Source organism: Streptomyces sp. NPDC093568 (assembly GCF_044764945.1).
Taxonomy (GTDB): domain Bacteria; phylum Actinomycetota; class Actinomycetes; order Streptomycetales; family Streptomycetaceae; genus Streptomyces.
On the sequence record NZ_JBIWJD010000001.1, the window covers coordinates 1,562,944 to 1,581,339 of the forward strand.

At 75.1% G+C, this 18,396-nt stretch carries 2 protein-coding genes; both read left to right on the top strand.

The window, feature by feature from the left end:
- The first annotated feature begins 4 nt into the window (after window positions 1–4).
- The gene (locus tag ACIRD7_RS06420; protein WP_403450476.1) at window positions 5–15,049 is read left to right on the top strand and encodes a type I polyketide synthase; all 15,045 of its coding nucleotides are present in this window, start codon (window positions 5–7) and stop codon (window positions 15,047–15,049) included.
- 114 nt (window positions 15,050–15,163) lie between these two features.
- Window positions 15,164–18,364 (top strand): type I polyketide synthase, encoded by a 3,201-nt coding sequence (locus ACIRD7_RS06425; protein WP_403450479.1) that lies wholly within the window; start codon window positions 15,164–15,166, stop codon window positions 18,362–18,364.
- Window positions 18,365–18,396 lie beyond the last annotated feature (32 nt).

Sequence of the window (18,396 nt, forward strand, 5' to 3'; positions counted from 1 at the left end):
GGCATTGACCATGCCGGACGAAGCAAAACTCGTCGAGTACCTCAGGTACGTCACCGCTGACCTGCACGAGACCCGGCGGCGTCTCGACGAGGCCGAGTCGGGACGCCACGAGCCCGTCGCGGTGGTCGGCATGGCCTGCCGTTTCCCCGGCGGCGTCCGCACCCCCGAGCAGCTGTGGGACCTGGTCGCCTCCGGCACCGACGCCATCTCCGCGTTCCCCGCCGACCGCGGCTGGGACCTCCAGGGCCGCGGCGGCTTCCTCGACGACGCCGACGGCTTCGACGCGGGCTTCTTCGGCATCAGCCCGCGTGAGGCGCTCGCGATGGACCCGCAGCAGCGGCTGCTGCTCGAGACGTCGTGGGAGGCGTTCGAACGGTCCGGCATCGACCCGGTCGCGCTGCGCGGCAGCCAGACGGGCGTCTTCGTCGGCACCAACGGCCAGGACTACGTCCGCCTCGTGCACACCGCGAAGGAGGACCTCTCAGGACACGCCGGCACCGGCCTCGCCGCCAGCGTGATATCCGGCCGCGTCGCCTACGTCCTCGGGCTGGTCGGCCCGGCGGTCACCGTCGACACGGCGTGTTCCTCGTCGCTGGTGTCGCTGCACCTGGCGGCGCAGGCGCTGCGCGGCGGCGAGTGCTCCCTGGCGCTGGCCGGCGGTGTCACCGTGATGACGACGCCGGCCGCGTTCGCGGGCTTCGACGTGCAAGGCGGCCTCGCGGCCGACGGCCGCTGCAAGGCCTTCTCCGACGACGCCGACGGCACCACCTGGTCGGAGGGCATCGGCGTCGTCGTACTGGAGAAGCTCTCGGACGCGCTGCGCAACGGCCGCCGCATCCTCGCCGTCGTGAAGGGCTCCGCGGTCAATCAGGACGGTGCGTCGAACGGTTTGACGGCGCCGAACGGGCCTTCGCAGCAGCGGGTGATCCGGCAGGCGCTGGCGTCGGCCGGGCTGTCGGCCGGCGAAGTGGACGCGGTCGAGGCGCACGGCACCGGGACGCGGCTCGGCGATCCCATCGAGGCGCAGGCCCTGCTCGCGACCTACGGTCAGGATCGTCAACGGCCGCTGCTGCTGGGCTCGGTGAAGTCCAACATCGGGCACACCCAGGCCGCGGCCGGCGCCGCGGGACTCATCAAGGCCGTCATGTCCCTCGGGCACGGCGTCCTGCCGCCCACCCTGCACGTCGGCCGCCCCTCCAGCCACGTCGACTGGACCGAGGGCGCCGTCGAACTCCTCACCGCCGCGACCGAATGGCCCGACACCGGCCACCCGCGCCGCGTCGGCATCTCGTCCTTCGGCATCAGCGGCACCAACGCCCACGTCATCGTCGAGCAGCACACCCCGGCCACCACCGCCGACCCGGAGCCGGCCACGGTCACCCCCGCGGTCGTGCCCTGGCCCGTGTCCGCTCGCACCGAGGCCGCGCTCGACGACCAGCTCCACCGGATCCGCGCACACGCGGACGGCCGTCCGGCCCTGGACGTCGGCCACTCGCTGGCCACCGCACGCTCGGCCTTCGAGCACCGCGCGGTGCTGCTCGCGACGGGAGGACAGCCCCTCGAAGTGGCCCGGGGCGAGGCCCGGAAGGGGCCGCTCGCCGTGCTGTTCTCCGGTCAGGGTGCCCAACGGCTCGGCATGGGACGGGAGTTGTATGACCGCTTCCCGGTGTTCGCGCAGGCCCTGGACGAGGTGCTGGCCGAACTGCCGTCCGCCGTGCGGGAGGTGATGTGGGGCGACGACCAGGCCGCGTTGGAGCGCACGGGCGTTGCCCAGCCAGCCCTGTTCGCCGTCGAGGTCGCCCTGTACCGCCTTGTCGAGTCGCTCGGAGTGACCCCCGACTACGTGGCCGGTCACTCGGTGGGTGAGATCGCGGCCGCTCATGTGGCTGGGGTGTTGTCGTTGGCGGATGCGTGTGTGCTGGTGTCGGCGCGGGCGCGGTTGATGGAGGGGCTGCCCGAGGGTGGGGCGATGGTCGCTGTGGAGGCGGCCGAGGACGAGGTGCGCGGGCTGCTCGGTGCCGATGTGTCGTTGGCTGCGGTGAACGGGCCGCGTGCTGTGGTGCTTTCGGGTACCGAGGACGGTGTGGGGCGGGTGCTGGCGGGGTTGGGGGAGCGGCGGCAGTCGCGGCTCTCGGTGAGCCATGCGTTCCACTCGCCGTTGATGGACCCGATGCTGGACGACTTCCGCGCTGCCCTCGCCGGGGTTGTCTTCGGGGAGCCCAGCGTGCGGTTCGTGTCCAATCTGCCCGGTGGTGACGGACGTTCCGTCGATCACTGGGTGCGGCACGTCCGGGAGACCGTGCGGTTCGCCGACGGTCTGGATGTCCTGGCCGGCGAGGGTGTGCGGCACTTCCTGGAGGTCGGTCCGGATGCCGTCCTGACGCCTTTGGTCGAGGACGCCGTGCCGCTGCTGCGGCGGGACCGGGACGAGGAGACGGCGGCCGTGACGGCGCTGGCCAGGCTGTACGCCGACGGCGTCCCGGTGGACTGGCCCGCGCTGTTCGCGGGCACCGGCGCCCGCCGCGTCGACCTGCCCACCTACCCCTTCCAGCACGAGCGCTACTGGCCCGAACCCGCCGACGCGGTGCTCCCGTCCGGGAACGGTCACGGCGACGGCGTGGACGCCGACTTCTGGTCCGCCGTCGAACGCGAGGACCTGGCGGCGCTCGCCGCACGCCTGGACATCGGCGCCGAGGCGCTCGGCGGCGTCGTCCCCGCGCTGTCCGCCTGGCGCAGCAAGCGCCGCGCCCGCTCGCTGTCCGACGCGCTGCGCTTCCGCGAGACCTGGCAGCCGTTGCGGACCACGCCTCCGGCCGGACCGTCCGGCACCTGGCTGGTCGTCCTGCCCCTCGACGGGCCCGACACCGACGGCGCCTGGCTGGACGCCGTGTCCGCCGCGCTCGGCCCCGACACCGTGTCCATCAGACTGGGCAAGCGGCCCGCGCGAGGCGAACTCGCCGGGGAACTGTCCCGGCTCACCGCCGACGGCACCCGCTTCACGGGCGTCCTCTCCCTGCTCGCCGGCACCGACGCCACCCGCTGGACCAGCGTCCCGGTCGGCCTCGTCGACACCGCCGTACTGCTGCAGGCGATGGACGACGCCGGGATCCGCACCCGGATCTGGGCCGCCACCCGCGGTGCGGTCGCCGTCTCGCCCCAGGAGACGGTACGGCCCCTGCAGGCCGCGCTGTGGGGTCTGGGGCGGGTCGCGGCGCTGGAGTACCCCGACCGCTGGGGCGGTCTGATCGACCTGCCCGGGGAGCCGGACGAGGCCGCGCTGCGCCGGTTCGCCGGGCTGTTGAGCGGCGCCGGCGAGGAGGACGAGGTCGCCGTGCGGAGCACGGGCGTCTTCGGCCGTCGACTTGTCGCGGCGCCGGGCATCGAGCAGGCGCCGGTGTGGGAGCCGTCCGGCACGGTGTTGATCACCGGTGGTACGGGTGCGTTGGGTGGTCATGTGGCCCGGTGGGCTGCGCGGCAGGGGGCTGAGCATCTGCTGCTGCTCAGCCGTCGGGGCCGGCAGGCGCCGGGGGCTGAGGAGTTGGAGGCCGAGCTGACCGGGCTCGGTGCGCGGGTGACGATCGCCGCGTGCGACACGGCCGTCCGCGCCGAGCTCTCGGCGGCTCTGGAGGCGATCCCGGCCGATGCGCCGCTCACCGCCGTGGTGCACGCCGCCGGCGTCCTGGACGACGCCGTGCTCAACGGGCTCACCCCGCAGCGCTTCGGCGCCGTGTTCCGCGCCAAGGTCAATCCCGCGCTGCTGCTGGACGAACTGACCCGGGAGCACGACCTGTCGGCGTTCGTGCTGTTCTCGTCGGTGGCCGGTGCGGTCGGCAACCCGGGGCAGGGCAACTATGCCGCCGCGAACACCGTGCTCGACGCGCTCGCGCAGCGGCGGCGGGCCGAGGGGCTGCCCGCCACCTCGGTCGCCTGGGGTGCCTGGGACGGCGGCGGCATGGCCGCCGGGATGACCGAGGCACTGCGCGAGACCGGCACCACCGCCCTGGAACCCGGGCTCGCCCTCGGCGTGCTCGCCGAACTCGCGGCCGGCACCGCACCCGTGACCGTCGTCGCCGACCTCCAGCAGCGGGACACCCTGCGGATGCTGTTCAGCATCCGGCCCTGCGCCGCCCTCAGTGCCCTGCCCGCCGCCGAGGAGGCCCGCGCCGAGGCCCGCAGGCTCCGCGACGACACCCGCTCCGCCGCCTCCGTCCTGCGCCGCAAGATGTACGCCGCCCCCGAGGACGAGCGTGTCCCGCTCCTCTTCGAACTGGTCCGCACGCACGCCGCCGGCGTCCTCGGCCACGCCGCGGCGGAGTCCGTGGACGCCGAACGCGCCTTCCACGACATCGGCTTCGACTCCCTGACGTCGATGGAGCTGCGCAACCAGCTCGCCCGCGCCACCGGCCTCGCCCTCCCCGCCAGCCTGCTCTTCGACTTCACCCGGCCCCGCACCCTCGCCGAGCACCTCGTCGCCGAACTCCTCGGCAGCCAGGACGAGTCGGACGGCCCGCTGCCCGCCGCCGAGCCCGCCGACACCGCCGAGGACCCGGTCGTCGTGGTCGGCATGGCCTGCCGTTTCCCGGGCGGGGTCCAGACCCCCGAGCAGCTGTGGGACCTGGTCGCCTCCGGTACCGACGCGATCTCCGCCTTCCCGACCGACCGTGGCTGGGAGATCCAGGGCGAGGGCGGCTTCCTGCACGACGCCGCCGACTTCGACCCCGAGTTCTTCGGGATCAGCCCGCGCGAGGCCGTCGCCATGGACCCGCAGCAGCGGCTGCTGCTGGAGACCGGCTGGGAGGCGTTCGAACGGGCCGGCATCGCCCCGGGCTCGTTGCGGGGCAGCCGCACCGGCGTGTTCGTCGGCAGCAACGCCGTCGACTACCACCACCTCCTCGCCCGCGCCAAGGACATGGAGGGCCGCGGTGTCATGCTCGCGGCCAGCGTGATCTCCGGGCGCCTCGCTTACGTCTTCGGCCTCGAAGGCCCGGCGGTCACCGTCGACACGGCCTGCTCGTCCTCCCTGGTCTCGCTGCATCTGGCGGCGCAGGCGCTGCGCAGCGGCGAGTGCTCCCTGGCGCTGGCCGGCGGTGTCACCGTGATGACCACGTCCGCCGCCTTCGCGGGCTTCCGCCACCACGGCGGCCTCGCCGAGGACGGCCGCTGCAAGGCGTTCTCCGACGACGCCGACGGCACCGGCTGGTCCGAGGGTGTCGGCGTGGTCGTACTCGAAAGGCTGTCTGACGCCGTGCGGCACGGGCATCCGGTCCTCGCCGTCGTGAAGGGCTCCGCGGTCAATCAGGACGGTGCGTCGAATGGTTTGACGGCGCCGAACGGGCCTTCGCAGCAGCGGGTGATCCGGCAGGCGCTGGCGTCGGCCGGGCTGTCGGCCGCCGACGTGGACGTGGTGGAGGCGCACGGCACGGGGACGCGGCTGGGTGATCCCATCGAGGCGCAGGCCCTGCTCGCGACCTACGGTCAGGATCGTCAACGGCCGCTGCTGCTGGGCTCGGTGAAGTCCAACATCGGGCACACCCAGGCCGCGGCCGGCGCCGCCGGACTCATCAAGACCGTCATGGCCCTACGCCACGGCATCGTGCCCCGCACCCTGCACGCCGACGTGCCCTCGTCGCACGTCGACTGGACCACGGGCGCCGTCGAACTCGCCACCGCCAACACCGAATGGCCCGGCACCGGTCGCCCGCGCCGCGTCGGAGTGTCCTCCTTCGGCATCAGCGGCACCAACGCCCACGTCGTCCTCGAACAGGCCCCGGAGCCGCAGCCCGCGGAGCCGGAGCCGGTGACCGTCACCCCGCGCGCGGTGCCGTGGCCCGTCACCGCCACCGGCGAGAGCGCGCTGGACGCCCAGCTCGACCGGATCCGCGCCCACGCCGAGGGCCGCGAGGCCGTGGACGTCGGCCACTCCCTGGCCGTCGGCCGCGACGCCTTCCCTCACCGGGCCGTCCTGCTCGCCACCGCGGACGGACTCACCGAGGCCGCACGATCGGTCGCCGACCCCGGCCCCCTCGCCGTGCTGTTCTCCGGTCAGGGTGCCCAACGGCTCGGCATGGGACGGGAGTTGTACGACCGCTTCCCGGTGTTCGCCGACGCCCTGAACGCCGTACTCGACGAACTCGGTGACGGCGTGCGGGAGGTGATGTGGGGCGACGATGCGGACGCGTTGGAGCGCACGGGTGTCGCCCAGCGGGCGCTGTTCGCCGTCGAGGTCGCCCTGTACCGGCTCGTCGAGTCGCTCGGCGTCAGGCCCAAGTACGTGGCCGGTCACTCGGTGGGTGAGATCGCGGCGGCGCATGTGGCTGGGGTGTTGTCCTTGGCGGATGCGTGTGTGCTGGTGTCGGCGCGGGCGCGGTTGATGGAGGCGTTGCCCGAGGGTGGGGCGATGGTCGCTGTGGAGGCGGCCGAGGACGAGGTGCGTGGGCTGCTCGGTGCCGATGTGGCGTTGGCGGCGGTCAACGGGCCGCGTGCTGTGGTGCTTTCGGGTACCGAGGACGGTGTGGGGCGGGTGCTGGCGGGGTTGGGGGAGCGGCGGCAGTCGCGGCTCTCGGTGAGTCACGCCTTTCACTCGCCGTTGATGGACCCGATGCTGGACGACTTCCGCGCTGCCCTCGCCGGGGTTGTCTTCGGGGAGCCCAGCGTGCGGTTCGTGTCCAATCTGCCCGGTGGTGACGGACGTTCCGTCGATCACTGGGTGCGGCACGTCCGGGAGACCGTGCGGTTCGCCGACGGTCTGGATGTCCTGGCCGGCGCGGGTGTGCGGCACTTCCTGGAGGTCGGTCCGGACGCCGTCCTGACGCCTCTGGTCGAGGACGCCGTGCCGCTGCTGCGGCGCGACCGGGACGAGGAGACGGCGGCCGTGACGGCGCTGGCCAGGCTGTACGTCTCCAGTGTCCCGGTGGACTGGCCCGCGCTGTTCGCGGACACCGGCGCCCGCCGCGTCGACCTGCCCACCTACCCCTTCCAGCGGGCTCGTTACTGGCCCGAGGCCGCCGAGCCGGCACCGCAGGGCTCGGGCGTGGACGCGGAGTTCTGGGCCGCCGTGGAGCGTGCGGACGTCCAGGCTCTGGCCGGGCGGCTCGACGTGACGCCGGACGCGCTCGACGCGATCGTCCCCGCGCTGTCCTCGTGGCGTAGCCGCAGCCTGGTGCGTACGACCGTCGACTCCTGGCGGCACCGTGAGACCTGGCAGCCGCTGACCGCCACGGCAACCGGCCGCCGGGACGGCATCCGGCTCGCGATCCTGCCCGCGGAGGGGGCTGTCGCACCCTGGGCCCTCGCCGTCGTCGACGCGCTCGGCGCCGACACCGCCACGCTTGTCCTGGACGCCGCCGACCGCGCCGAACTCACGGCGCGACTGCGGCAGTTCGTCCCCGAAGATGCCTCCGCGCCGCAGGTCACCCGGGTCGTCTCGCTGCTGGCCGCCGACACCACCACGCTGTCCGGCGAGGTTCCTGCCGGGGCGCCCGCGACGGCCCTGCTCCTCCAGGCCCTCGACGACGCCGGACTCGCCGCGCCCGTGTGGGCCGTGACCAGCCGCGCCGTCAGCACCGGGCCCGGAGACGGCCCCGTCGATCCCGCACAGGCCGCGCTGTGGGGTCTGGGGCGGGTCGCCGCGCTGGAGTACCCCGACCGCTGGGGCGGTCTGATCGACCTCCCCGGGGAGCCGGACGAGGCCGCGCTGCGCCGGTTCACCGGGCTGTTGAGCGGCGCCGGCGAGGAGGACGAGGTCGCCGTGCGGGGCGCCGGTGCCTTCGGCCGACGTTTCGTGCCGGTGCCGGGTGTGGAGCGGGCGCCGGTGTGGGAGCCGTCCGGAACGGTGTTGATCACCGGTGGTACGGGTGCGTTGGGTGGTCATGTGGCCCGGTGGGCTGCGCGGCAGGGGGCTGAGCATCTGCTGCTGCTCAGCCGTCGGGGCCGACAGGCGCCCGGGGCTGAGGAGTTGGAGGCCGAGCTGACCGGGCTCGGTGCGCGGGTCACGATCGCCGCGTGCGACACGGCCGACCATGGCGAGCTCTCTGCGGTTGTGGAGGCGGTCCCGGCGGACGTGCCGCTGACCGCCGTGGTGCACGCCGCCGGTGTGCTCGACGACGCCGTACTGGACGGGCTGACTCCCGACAGGTTCACCGACGTCTTCCGGTCGAAGGTCCAACCGGCCCTGCTGCTGGACGAGTTGACGCGAGAGTTCGACCTGTCGGCGTTCGTGCTGTTCTCGTCGGTGGCCGGTGCGGTCGGCAACCCGGGGCAGGGCAACTATGCCGCCGCGAACACCGTGCTCGACGCGCTCGCGCAGCGACGGCGGGCCGAGGGACTGCCCGCCACCTCCGTCGCCTGGGGTGCCTGGGGCGGCGGTGGCATGGCCGCCGGACTCCAGGACACGGAACGAACCTCCGGGGCGACACTGCTCGACCCCGCCGCGGCGCTCACCGCGCTCGCCGAACTCGTCGCCGAACCACACCCCGTCACCGTGGTCGCCGACCTCCAGCACCCGCCGTTCCTCCAGGCGCTGTTCAGCCTCCGCCCCTCGCCCGCGCTGGCCGCGCTCCCCGCCGGTCAGGAGGCCCTGCGCACCGCCCGCACCTCCCGTTCGGCGGGAGCGGAGGCCCGCCGTGCGCTCCGGGACCGGGTGCACGCGACGGCCCCCGGGGAGCGGCTGCCGCTGCTGCTCGACCTGGTGCGCACCCAGGCCGCCGCCGTCCTCGCCCACCCCGACCCCGCCGCGATCCGGCCGGACAAACCGTTCCAGGACCTCGGCTTCGACTCGCTGACCTCGATGGAACTGCGCACCCGGCTGGCCCGCGTCACCGGCCTGCCGCTCCCGGCCGGCCTGCTCTTCGACCACCCGAGGCCCCGGACCCTCGCCGAGCACCTCCTAGACACACTGCTCGGCGAGCCGGCCGCGTCCGCGCCCCTGCCCGTGGCCCGGGCAGCCGCCGACGAACCCCTCGCGATCGTCGGCATGGCCTGCCGCTTCCCCGGTGACGTGCGCTCCCCGGAGGACCTGTGGGACCTGGTCGCCGGCGGCCGGGACGCCATCGGACCGTTCCCGGCCGACCGGGGCTGGGACCTCGACGTCCTGGCCGGCTCGGGGCGCGGGCACAGCGCCACCGCCGAGGGCGGATTCCTGCGCGACGTCGCCGACTTCGACCCCGAGTTCTTCGGCATCAGCCCGCGCGAGGCCCTCGCGATGGACCCGCAGCAGCGCGTCCTGCTGGAGACCACCTGGGAGGCCTTCGAACGCGCCGGCATCGACCCGCACACACTGCGGGGCAGCCGCACCGGCGTGTTCGTCGGCACCAACGGCCAGGACTACGCCGAACTCGTCGCACGGTCCGCCGAGAACATGGAGACCCACCTCGGCACCGGCCTCGCGGCCAGCGTCATGTCCGGCCGTATCGCCTACGTGTTCGGCCTGGAGGGCCCGGCCGCCACGATCGACACGGCGTGTTCCTCGTCGCTGGTGTCGCTGCATCTGGCGGCGCAGGCGCTGCGCGGCGGCGAGTGCGAACTCGCCCTGGCCGGCGGTGTCACCGTGATGACCAGCTCCTCCAGCTTCTCCGGCTTCACCGCCATGGGCGGTCTGTCCGGCGACGGCCGCTGCAAGGCGTTCTCCGACGCCGCCGACGGCACCGGCTGGTCCGAAGGGGCCGGCGTCCTCGTCGTCGAGCGGCTGTCCGACGCCGAACGCCACGGCCACCGCGTCCTCGCCGTGGTGCGCGGCTCCGCCGTCAACCAGGACGGTGCCTCCAACGGGCTCAGTGCCCCCAACGGCCCCTCACAGCAGCGTGTCATCCGGCAGGCCCTGGCCACCGCCGGACTCACCCCGGCGGACATCGACGCCGTCGAGGCCCACGGCACCGGCACCACGCTCGGCGACCCCATCGAGGCCGAGGCCCTGATGGCGGTCTTCGGCACCCCCGAACGCGAACGGCCGCTGTTGCTCGGGTCGGTGAAGTCCAACATCGGCCACACCCAGGCCGCCGCCGGAGTCGCCGGCGTCATCAAGACCGTCATGGCGCTGCGGCACGGCACCCTGCCGCCCACCCTGCACGTCGAGACGCCGTCCTCGCACGTCGACTGGTCGAGCGGCCCCGTGTCCCTGCTGGACCGGGCCGTCCCCTGGCCCGCCACGGGTCGGCCCCGCCGGGTGGGCGTCTCCTCGTTCGGCATCAGCGGCACCAACGCGCACGTCGTCCTCGAACAGGCCGGTTCCGGCGCGTCGACGACGGGAGAAGAAGCTCCTGCCGCGCCGGGCGAGCGGCCGCTGCCCTTCGTCCTGTCCGCCCGCACTCCCGCCGCGTTGCGCGGGCAGGCCGCCGCGCTCGTCGCCGATCTCACCCCGGGTTCCGCAGACCCGGCCGACCTCGCCGACACCGCGTACTCCCTCGCCACCACCCGGGCCGTCTTCGAGCACCGCGCCGTCGTCGTCGGCGCCGGACGTGACGCCCTTCTCGCCGGACTCGACGCGCTCGCCGAGGGCGACGCGCCGGCCGCCGGTGTGGTGCGGGGCACCGCCGAGAGCGAGGGCCGTACCGTGCTCGTCTTCCCCGGGCAGGGCGCCCAGTGGGCCGGCATGGGAGCCCGGCTGCTGGAGGAGTCCCCGGTGTTCGCCGCGCGGATCGCCGAATGCGCCGCCGCCCTCGCCGAGTTCACCGACTGGTCCCTCGTCGACGTCCTGCGCGGCACCGAGGGCGCCCCCGCACTCGAGCGCGTGGACGTCGTCCAGCCGGCCACCTGGGCGGTCATGGTCGCGCTCGCCGCCGTCTGGGAGGCGCACGGTGTCGTGCCGGACGCGGTCGTCGGACACTCCCAGGGCGAGATCGCCGCGGCAGTCGTCGCCGGGGCCCTGTCCCTGACCGACGGGGCCCGCGTCGTGGCCCTGCGCAGCCGGGCCATCGCGCGCCGGCTCGCCGGACGCGGCGGCATGATCGCGGTCCCGCTGCCCGCCGCCGACGTCGAACCCCTCATCGCCGCCTGGGACGGCCGGCTGTCCCTCGCCGCGGTCAACGCGCCCGACGCCGTCGTCGTCAGCGGCGACGCCGAGTCCCTCGACGAGTTCTTCGGCCGGCTCACCGCCGAAGGGGTCCGCGTCAAGCGCATCGCCGTCGACTACGCCTCGCACTCCGCCCATGTGACGGACCTGCACGCCGACCTGCTCACCGACCTCGCGCCCCTCACCCCCCGCGCCCCGCGGATCCCGCTGCTGTCCACCGTCACCGGTCAGCGCCTGGACACCGCCGCGACCGACGGCGAGTACTGGTACCGCAGTCTGCGCCGGACGGTGCGGTTCTCCGACGCCGTGCGGGCGCTGCTCGACCAGGGCTGCACGCGGTTCGTGGAGTGCTCACCGCATCCCGTGCTCACCGGCGCCGTCCAGTCCTGCGCGGAGTCGGCCGGTGCCCGCGCCGTCGCCGTCGGAACGCTGCGGCGCGGCGAGGACGGCACGGACCGGCTGCTCGTCTCCCTAGCCGAGGCCTTCGTACGCGGCGTCCCCGTGGACTGGACGGCGGTCGCAGGACTCGACCGGGCCAAGGCGGTCGACCTGCCCACGTACGCCTTCCAGCGGCAGCGGTACTGGCCCACGGCCGGGGCGACGACCACCGACGTGTCGGGCGCCGGACTCGACGCGACCGGGCACCCGCTGCTCGGCGCCGCCGTCACCGTCGCCGACTCCGGGGACCTGGTCCTCACCGGCACCCTGTCCCTGTCCGCGCAGCCCTGGCTCGGCCAGCACCGGGTGTCCGGCGCCGTGTTCTTCCCCGGCACCGGGTTCCTCGAACTCGCCGTCCGCGCGGCCGACGCCGCCGACTGCGGCCGGGTCGACGAACTCACCGTCGCCGCCCCGCTGGTCCTGCCCGAACGCGGCTCCGTACAGGTGCAGGTCCGGGTCGGCGCGGCGGACGAGGAGGGCCGGCGCGGCATACGGTTCCACTCCCGGCCGGCCCGCGGCGACGCGCCCTGGCAACTGCACGCCACGGGCGTCCTCTCCGGCGATCCCGTCACCCCGGACCCGCTCGGCACCACCGAGTGGCCGCCGGCCGGCGCCACCGAGATCGACGTGAGCGACATCTACCGCCGCTACGCCCGCGCCGGGCTCGACTACGGGCCCGCCTTCCAGGGACTGCGCGGCGTGTGGCGGCTCGACGACGACGCCTACGCCGAGGTCGTCCTGCCCGAACCGGCCGGCGGCACCCAGGGGTTCGGGCTGCACCCGGCGCTCCTGGACGCCGTCCTGCACGCCGGTGTCCACGCCGGCGCGGAGAACCACGAGCGGACGCTGCCGTTCAGCTGGCAGGACGTCAGCCTGCACGCGTCCGGCGCCACCGTGCTGCGCGCCCGCATCGTCCGCACCGGACCCGACACCCTCACCATCACCGCCACGGACGTCGAGGGCGACCCCGTCGTCACCGTCGGCACCCTCACCCTGCGCGCCGGCACCGACCAGAGCGCCACCACCCCAGCCGACGACCCGCGCGAGGCGCTGCTGCACCTCGCCTGGGAACCGGCGCCGGCCGGCCTGACCGCACCCGCGGGCGCCCGCTGGGCCGTCGTCGGTGACGACGCCCACGGACTCGGCCAGGCCCTGGCCCTCGCCGGTGAGAGCGTGGTCGCCTACGCCGAGACCTTCGCCGCCGCCATCGGCGAGGACGGCGACAACGGGCCCGTCCCGCACGGCTTCCTCGTCTGCGTCACCGGTGGCGAAGGACCCGACGCCGTGCACGACACCGTCTCGCGGACTCTGACGCTGCTCCAGGAGTGGCTCGCCGACGAACGGCTCGACCGCTCGCGGCTGCTGCTCGTCACCCGCGGCGCCGTCGCGCCCGACGGCGGTGACCTGCCCGACCCGGCCGCCGCCGCCGTGTGGGGCCTGGTCCGCTCCGCCCAGTCGGAGAACCCGGGCCGCTTCGTCCTGGTCGACCTCGACGAGGCGGAGACCTCCGCCACGGCCCTGCCCACCGTGCTCGTGGCCGAGGAGGAGCAGTGGGCGCTCCGCGCGGGCCGGCCGCGCGTGCCCAGGCTCGCCCGGACCGAGCCGGCCGGCCGCACCGGCGGTGTCGCCGACTGGAACCCGGACGGCACCGTCCTCATCACCGGCGGCACCGGCGGCCTCGGCGGCGAACTCGCCCGGCACCTGGTCACCCGGCACAGTGTACGCCGGCTGCTGCTGGCTTCCCGGGGCGGCGAGGCCGCGCCCGGCGCCGACACCCTGCGCGCCGAACTCACCGCCGCCGGCGCCTCGGTGACCGTCACGGCCTGCGACGTGGCCGACGCGGGCGCCGTGGACGCGCTGCTCGCCGCGGTGCCCGCCGAGCATCCGCTGACCGCCGTCGTGCACACCGCCGGCGCCCTCGACGACGGTGTGCTGCCCTCGCTCACCCCGGAGCGGGCCTCCGCCGTCCTGCGGCCCAAGGCCGACGGCGCCTGGCATCTGCACCGGGCCACCCGCGACCTGGACCTCGACGCGTTCGTCCTGTACTCCTCGGTCTCCGGCGTCCTCGGCAGCCAGGCGCAGGCCGGCTACTCCGCCGCCAACGCCTACCTCGACGCCCTCGCCGTCCACCGCCGCGCCCAGGGCCTGCCCGCCACCTCCCTGTCCTGGGGATTCTGGGCCCGGCGCACCGGCATGACCGCGGGGCTGACCGAGACCGACCTGCAGCGCATGGAACGGTCCGGGACGCCGCCGCTCGGCCTCGAACTCGGGCTGGCCCTGTTCGACGCGGCGCTCACCCGCGACGACGCCCACCTCGTGCCGCTGCGGATCGACCGGACCCACACCGGAGGCGACGTACCGCCCCTGCTGCGCGGCCTGCTGCGGGGCGGCCGGCGCACCGCCGCCACCGCGACCCGGTCCTTCGCCACACTCCGCGACCGGCTCGCCCGACTCGACTCCGCGGGGCAGCACAAGGCGCTGACCGACCTCATCGTGGAGACCTCCGCCGTGCTCCTCGGCCGGCGCGAGGACGGGCCCCTGGACCCGGACCGCGAGTTCCTCACCCTCGGCTTCGACTCGCTCATCGCCCTGGAACTGCGCAACCAGCTCGGCGAGGCCCTCGGACTGCGGGTGCCGACGTCCGCCGTCTTCGACCACCGCACCCCCGCCCGGCTCGCCCAATGGCTCCAGGGCCAGGTCGCCGCGCTCGGCAACCGCGCGGCGGCCGGCCCCGCGACGCTCACCGCGAACGCCCGCGAGAGCGCCCCCGACTCGGTCGTCAACCTGTTCTTCGACACCGTCAGGAACGGCAAGACCCTTCAGGCCATGCGGCTGCTGATGGCGGTCGCCGCGACCCGCCCGCAGGTCGAACTCACAGCCGAGGTACCGGAACTGCCGCAGCCCGTCACCCTCGCCGAGGGAGCCGCGCTGCCCCGGCTGATCTGCGTCAGCGCGCCCGGCGCCACCGGCGGCGTGCACCAGTACGCCCGTATGGCGGCCCCGTTCCGCGGCAGTCGGCACGTCAGCGCGCTGCCCCTGCTCGGCTTCGCCGAGGGCGAGGCACTGCCCGCCGACAGCGAGGCCGCGGTACGGCTCATCGCCGAGAGCGCCCTGCTGGCCAGCGAGGGCGAGCCGTTCGTCCTCGTCGGCTACTCCATGGGCGGCACCTTCGCCTACCGCGCGGCGGGCGTCCTGGAGGAGACCTGGGGCATCCGGCCCGAGGGCCTGATCCTGCTCGACACGCTCAGCCTGGAGTACAAGGCCGGGGAGGGCGTCGACTGGGACCTCTTCCACGAGAACTACCTCGCCGACATGGACAAGCCCGCCGTGAAGCTCGACAGCGCCCGGCTGTCGGCGATGGCCCAGTGGTTCCTGCGGATGACCACCGGCGGCGCGGAGCGCTACAAGACCGGAGTGCCGAGCCTGCTGATCCGCTGCACGGCCTCCATGCCCGCCGTCCACCGCGGCGACGAGGCCCCGCCCGTGCCCGCCCACACCACCCGCATGATCGACGCCACCCACCAGAGCCTGATCGCCGACCGGTCCCACGAGACCGCCCGGCTCATGGAGGAGTGGCTGCGGACCCTGGAGTCCGAGGGGCACTGACCCGGACCTGCCCCGGCGGGGCCGCCGGGGCAGGTCTAAGGAAAACCGAGACCGCCCCGGCCTACCTTCCACAACAGTCTCGTCGAGTGCATGAACCATCGGAGGCGGTGCGGCATGACCATCCTGTCCGGACTGGAGTTCCTCGACCTGCACGACCACCCGGTCGCCGCCGAGCCGGTCGCGATCGTCGCCATGGCCTGCCGGCTGCCCGGCGGGATCACCGACCCCGGGGAGCTGTGGGACCTGCTCCTCGCCGGTCGCGACGCCATCGGCCCGCTGCCCGCCGACCGGGGCTGGGACCCGGACGCCCTCGACGGGCCGGACCGTGCCGCCGTGCCCCGGCGCGGCGGATTCCTCGACGGCGTCGCCGACTTCGACGCCGGCTTCTTCGGGCTCTCGCCCCGCGAGGCCGTCGCGACCGACCCGCAGCAGCGGCTGCTCCTGGAGACCGCCTGGGAGGCCGTGGAACGGGCCGGCATCGACCCGCTGTCGCTGCACGGCACCCGCACCGGCGTCTACGTCGGCGTCAGCGGCGAGGACTACGCCCTGGTCACCGCGCGCTCCGCCGAGGACGCCACCGCGGGCGCCGTCACCGGCACCGCACCCGGCGTCGCCTCCGGCCGGCTCGCCCACGTCCTCGGACTGCGCGGTCCCGCGCTGACCCTCGACACCGCGTCCTCCTCCTCGCTGACCGCCCTGCACTGCGCGGTCCGCGCCCTGCGCGCCGGGGAGTGCACGCTCGCCCTGGCCGGCGGGGCCAACGTCCTCGCCACCCCGCGCAGCCTCGTCGGGTACGCCCGGCAGGGCGGCCTCGCCCCCGACGGCCGCTGCAAGCCGTTCTCCGCCGACGCCGACGGCACCGCCTGGGCCGAGGGCGCCGGAGTCGTCGTACTGGAACGCCTCTCGGACGCCCGGCGCGGCGGGCGCCCCGTGCTCGCCGTGATCCGCGGCACCGCCGTCAACGCCGACGGCGCCACCGACCGGCTGACCGCGCCGAGCGGCACCGCCCAGCGCGAGCTGATCGCCCTGGCCCTCCAGGACGCCGGGCTCGGACCCGGCGACATCGACGCCGTGGAGGCGCACGGCACCGGAACCCGCGTCGGCGACCCCGTCGAGGCCGAGGCACTCCTTGCGACCTACGGCCGCGAGCGCGAACACCCGCTGCTCATCGGCTCCGTGAAGGCCAACGTCGGGCACGCGCAGGCCGCCGCCGGAATCGCCGGCGTCATCAAGACCGTCCTCGCGCTGCGGCACGGCGTCCTGCCCGCCACCCCGCACCTGTCCGAGCCCACCCCGGCCGTCGACTGGGAGGCCGGCTCGGCGCGGCTGCTGCGCGAGACCACCGACTGGCCCGCCACCGGACGGCCCCGCCGCGCGGCCGTCTCCTCCTTCGGCATCGGCGGCAGCAACGCCCACCTCGTGCTCGAACAGGCACCGCCCGCACCCGATCCGGCCCCGGAGCCCGGCAGCGTCCCGCACATCGTGCCCTGGGTGGTCTCCGCCCGGTCCGCGAACGCCCTGGACGCGGCCGTCGCCCGGCTGCGCCGCCTCGACCCCGCCGACGACCGGGCCCGGGCCGACATCGGCCTCTCGCTGGCCACCGGCCGGGCCGCCACGCTGCCGCACCGCACCGTCCTGCTGGCCTCCGCCGACGGCACGCCCACCGCCGCGCGCTGCGTCGCCGAACCCGGCCGGTCGGCCGTCCTGTTCGCCGGATCCGGCGGGCCGCACGCCGCCCGGACCCGGGCGCTCGCCGAACGGTTCCCGGTGTTCGCGCGCGCCTTCGTGGCCGTACGCGACACCTTCGACCAGCTGCTGCCCGGCCTCCCGGCCGACTGGGCCGAGCACGACACCCCCGGCACTGCCGAACCCCTGCTGTTCGCCCACGAGATCGCCCTGTACCGGCTTCTGGAGTCCCTCGGCCGGACCCCCGACCACGTCGCCGGGCACGGCGTCGGCGAGGTGGCCGCCGCCCATGCCGCGGGCGCGCTGTCCCTCACCGAGGCCTGTCGTGTCGTCACCGCCCGGGTCCGGCTGGCCGAGCGGCTCGCGCCCGCCGCCACCGTCGCCGTACGCGCCACCGAGGCCGAGGTGGCACCGCTGCTCACCACGCACGTCGCCGTCGCCGCCGTGGACGGCCAGGACCGGATCGTGCTCTCCGGCGCGGCGGCCGAAGTCGCCCGGATCGCCGACACCCTGGCCGCCCGGGGACACGCCACCACCGTGCTGCCCGGCCCGCACGGACTGCACTCCCCGCTCGTGGCCGCCGCCCTCGACGACTACCGACGCGACCTGGCCGGTCTGGAGGCGCGCACCCTGCGCGTCCCGCTCGTGTCCACCCTCACCGGCAAGCCGGCCACCGGCGCCGACCTGGCCTCGCCCGCCCACTGGATCGGCCACGTGAGCGACACCGTACGGTTCGCCGACGCCGTCACCGCCCTGCGGGACGCGGGCGTCCACACCTTCCTCGAGGTGGGCACCGACGCCACGCTCACCGCGAGCACCGTCGAACTGCTCGCCTGGACCGGCGTGGTGACCGTCGCCGCCCAGCGCACCGGCACCGACCCCGAGTCGGCCCTGCTCACCGCGCTCGCCCGGCTCCACGTCACCGGCAGCGACGTGCACTGGGCGGCCCTGTTCACCGGCACCGGCGCCCACCGCACCGACCTGCCCACCTACCCCTTCCAGCGCGAACGCCACTGGCCCTCCCCGGCCGGCACGGCCTCGCCCGCTCCCGCCCCGGCCGGCTCCCGGCCCGCCGCCGAACCGGCCGCCCTGCGGGCCCTCACCGGGCCCCGCCGCGTGCGCGCCCTGCTCACCCTGGTGCGCACCGAGGCCGCCGCCGCACTCGGGCACGCCGACCCCGGCCGCGTCGAACCCCGCCTCGCCCTGCGCTCCCTGGGCCTCGACTCCTACGCCGAGACCGAGCTGCGGGTCCGGCTCGGCCGCGCCACCGGCCTGGACCTGCCCACCACGCTGTTCTACGACCAGCCCACCCCGGCCGCGCTCGCCGCCCGGCTCGCCGAGCACCTCGACGAGACGCCCGGCACTCTGCCCGACTGGCCCGCCGGCTTCGAACAGGCGCTGCGCGGACTGCCCGCGGACCACCCCGCCAGGCGCCGGGCGGTACACCGTCTCCGGGCCCTGCTGGCCGACCTCGGCCCCGGACGGGAACGCCGCGTGAACGACACCCGTGAGACCCACGGCACCGGCCGCACGACGGACGCCGCCGACATCGCCGCCGCGCCCGTCGACCGGCTCCTGGACCTCATCGACCAGGAGTTCCCGATCGACAAGGAGTTCCCGGTCCGCTGACCGGCGCCCACCCCCTCACCGCAGGCCACGAA

Coding starts and splice junctions, on each gene's coding strand:
- ACIRD7_RS06425 (WP_403450479.1), top strand. CDS start 15,164: ATGACCATCCTGTCCGGACTGGAGTTCCTCGACCTGCACGACCACCCG.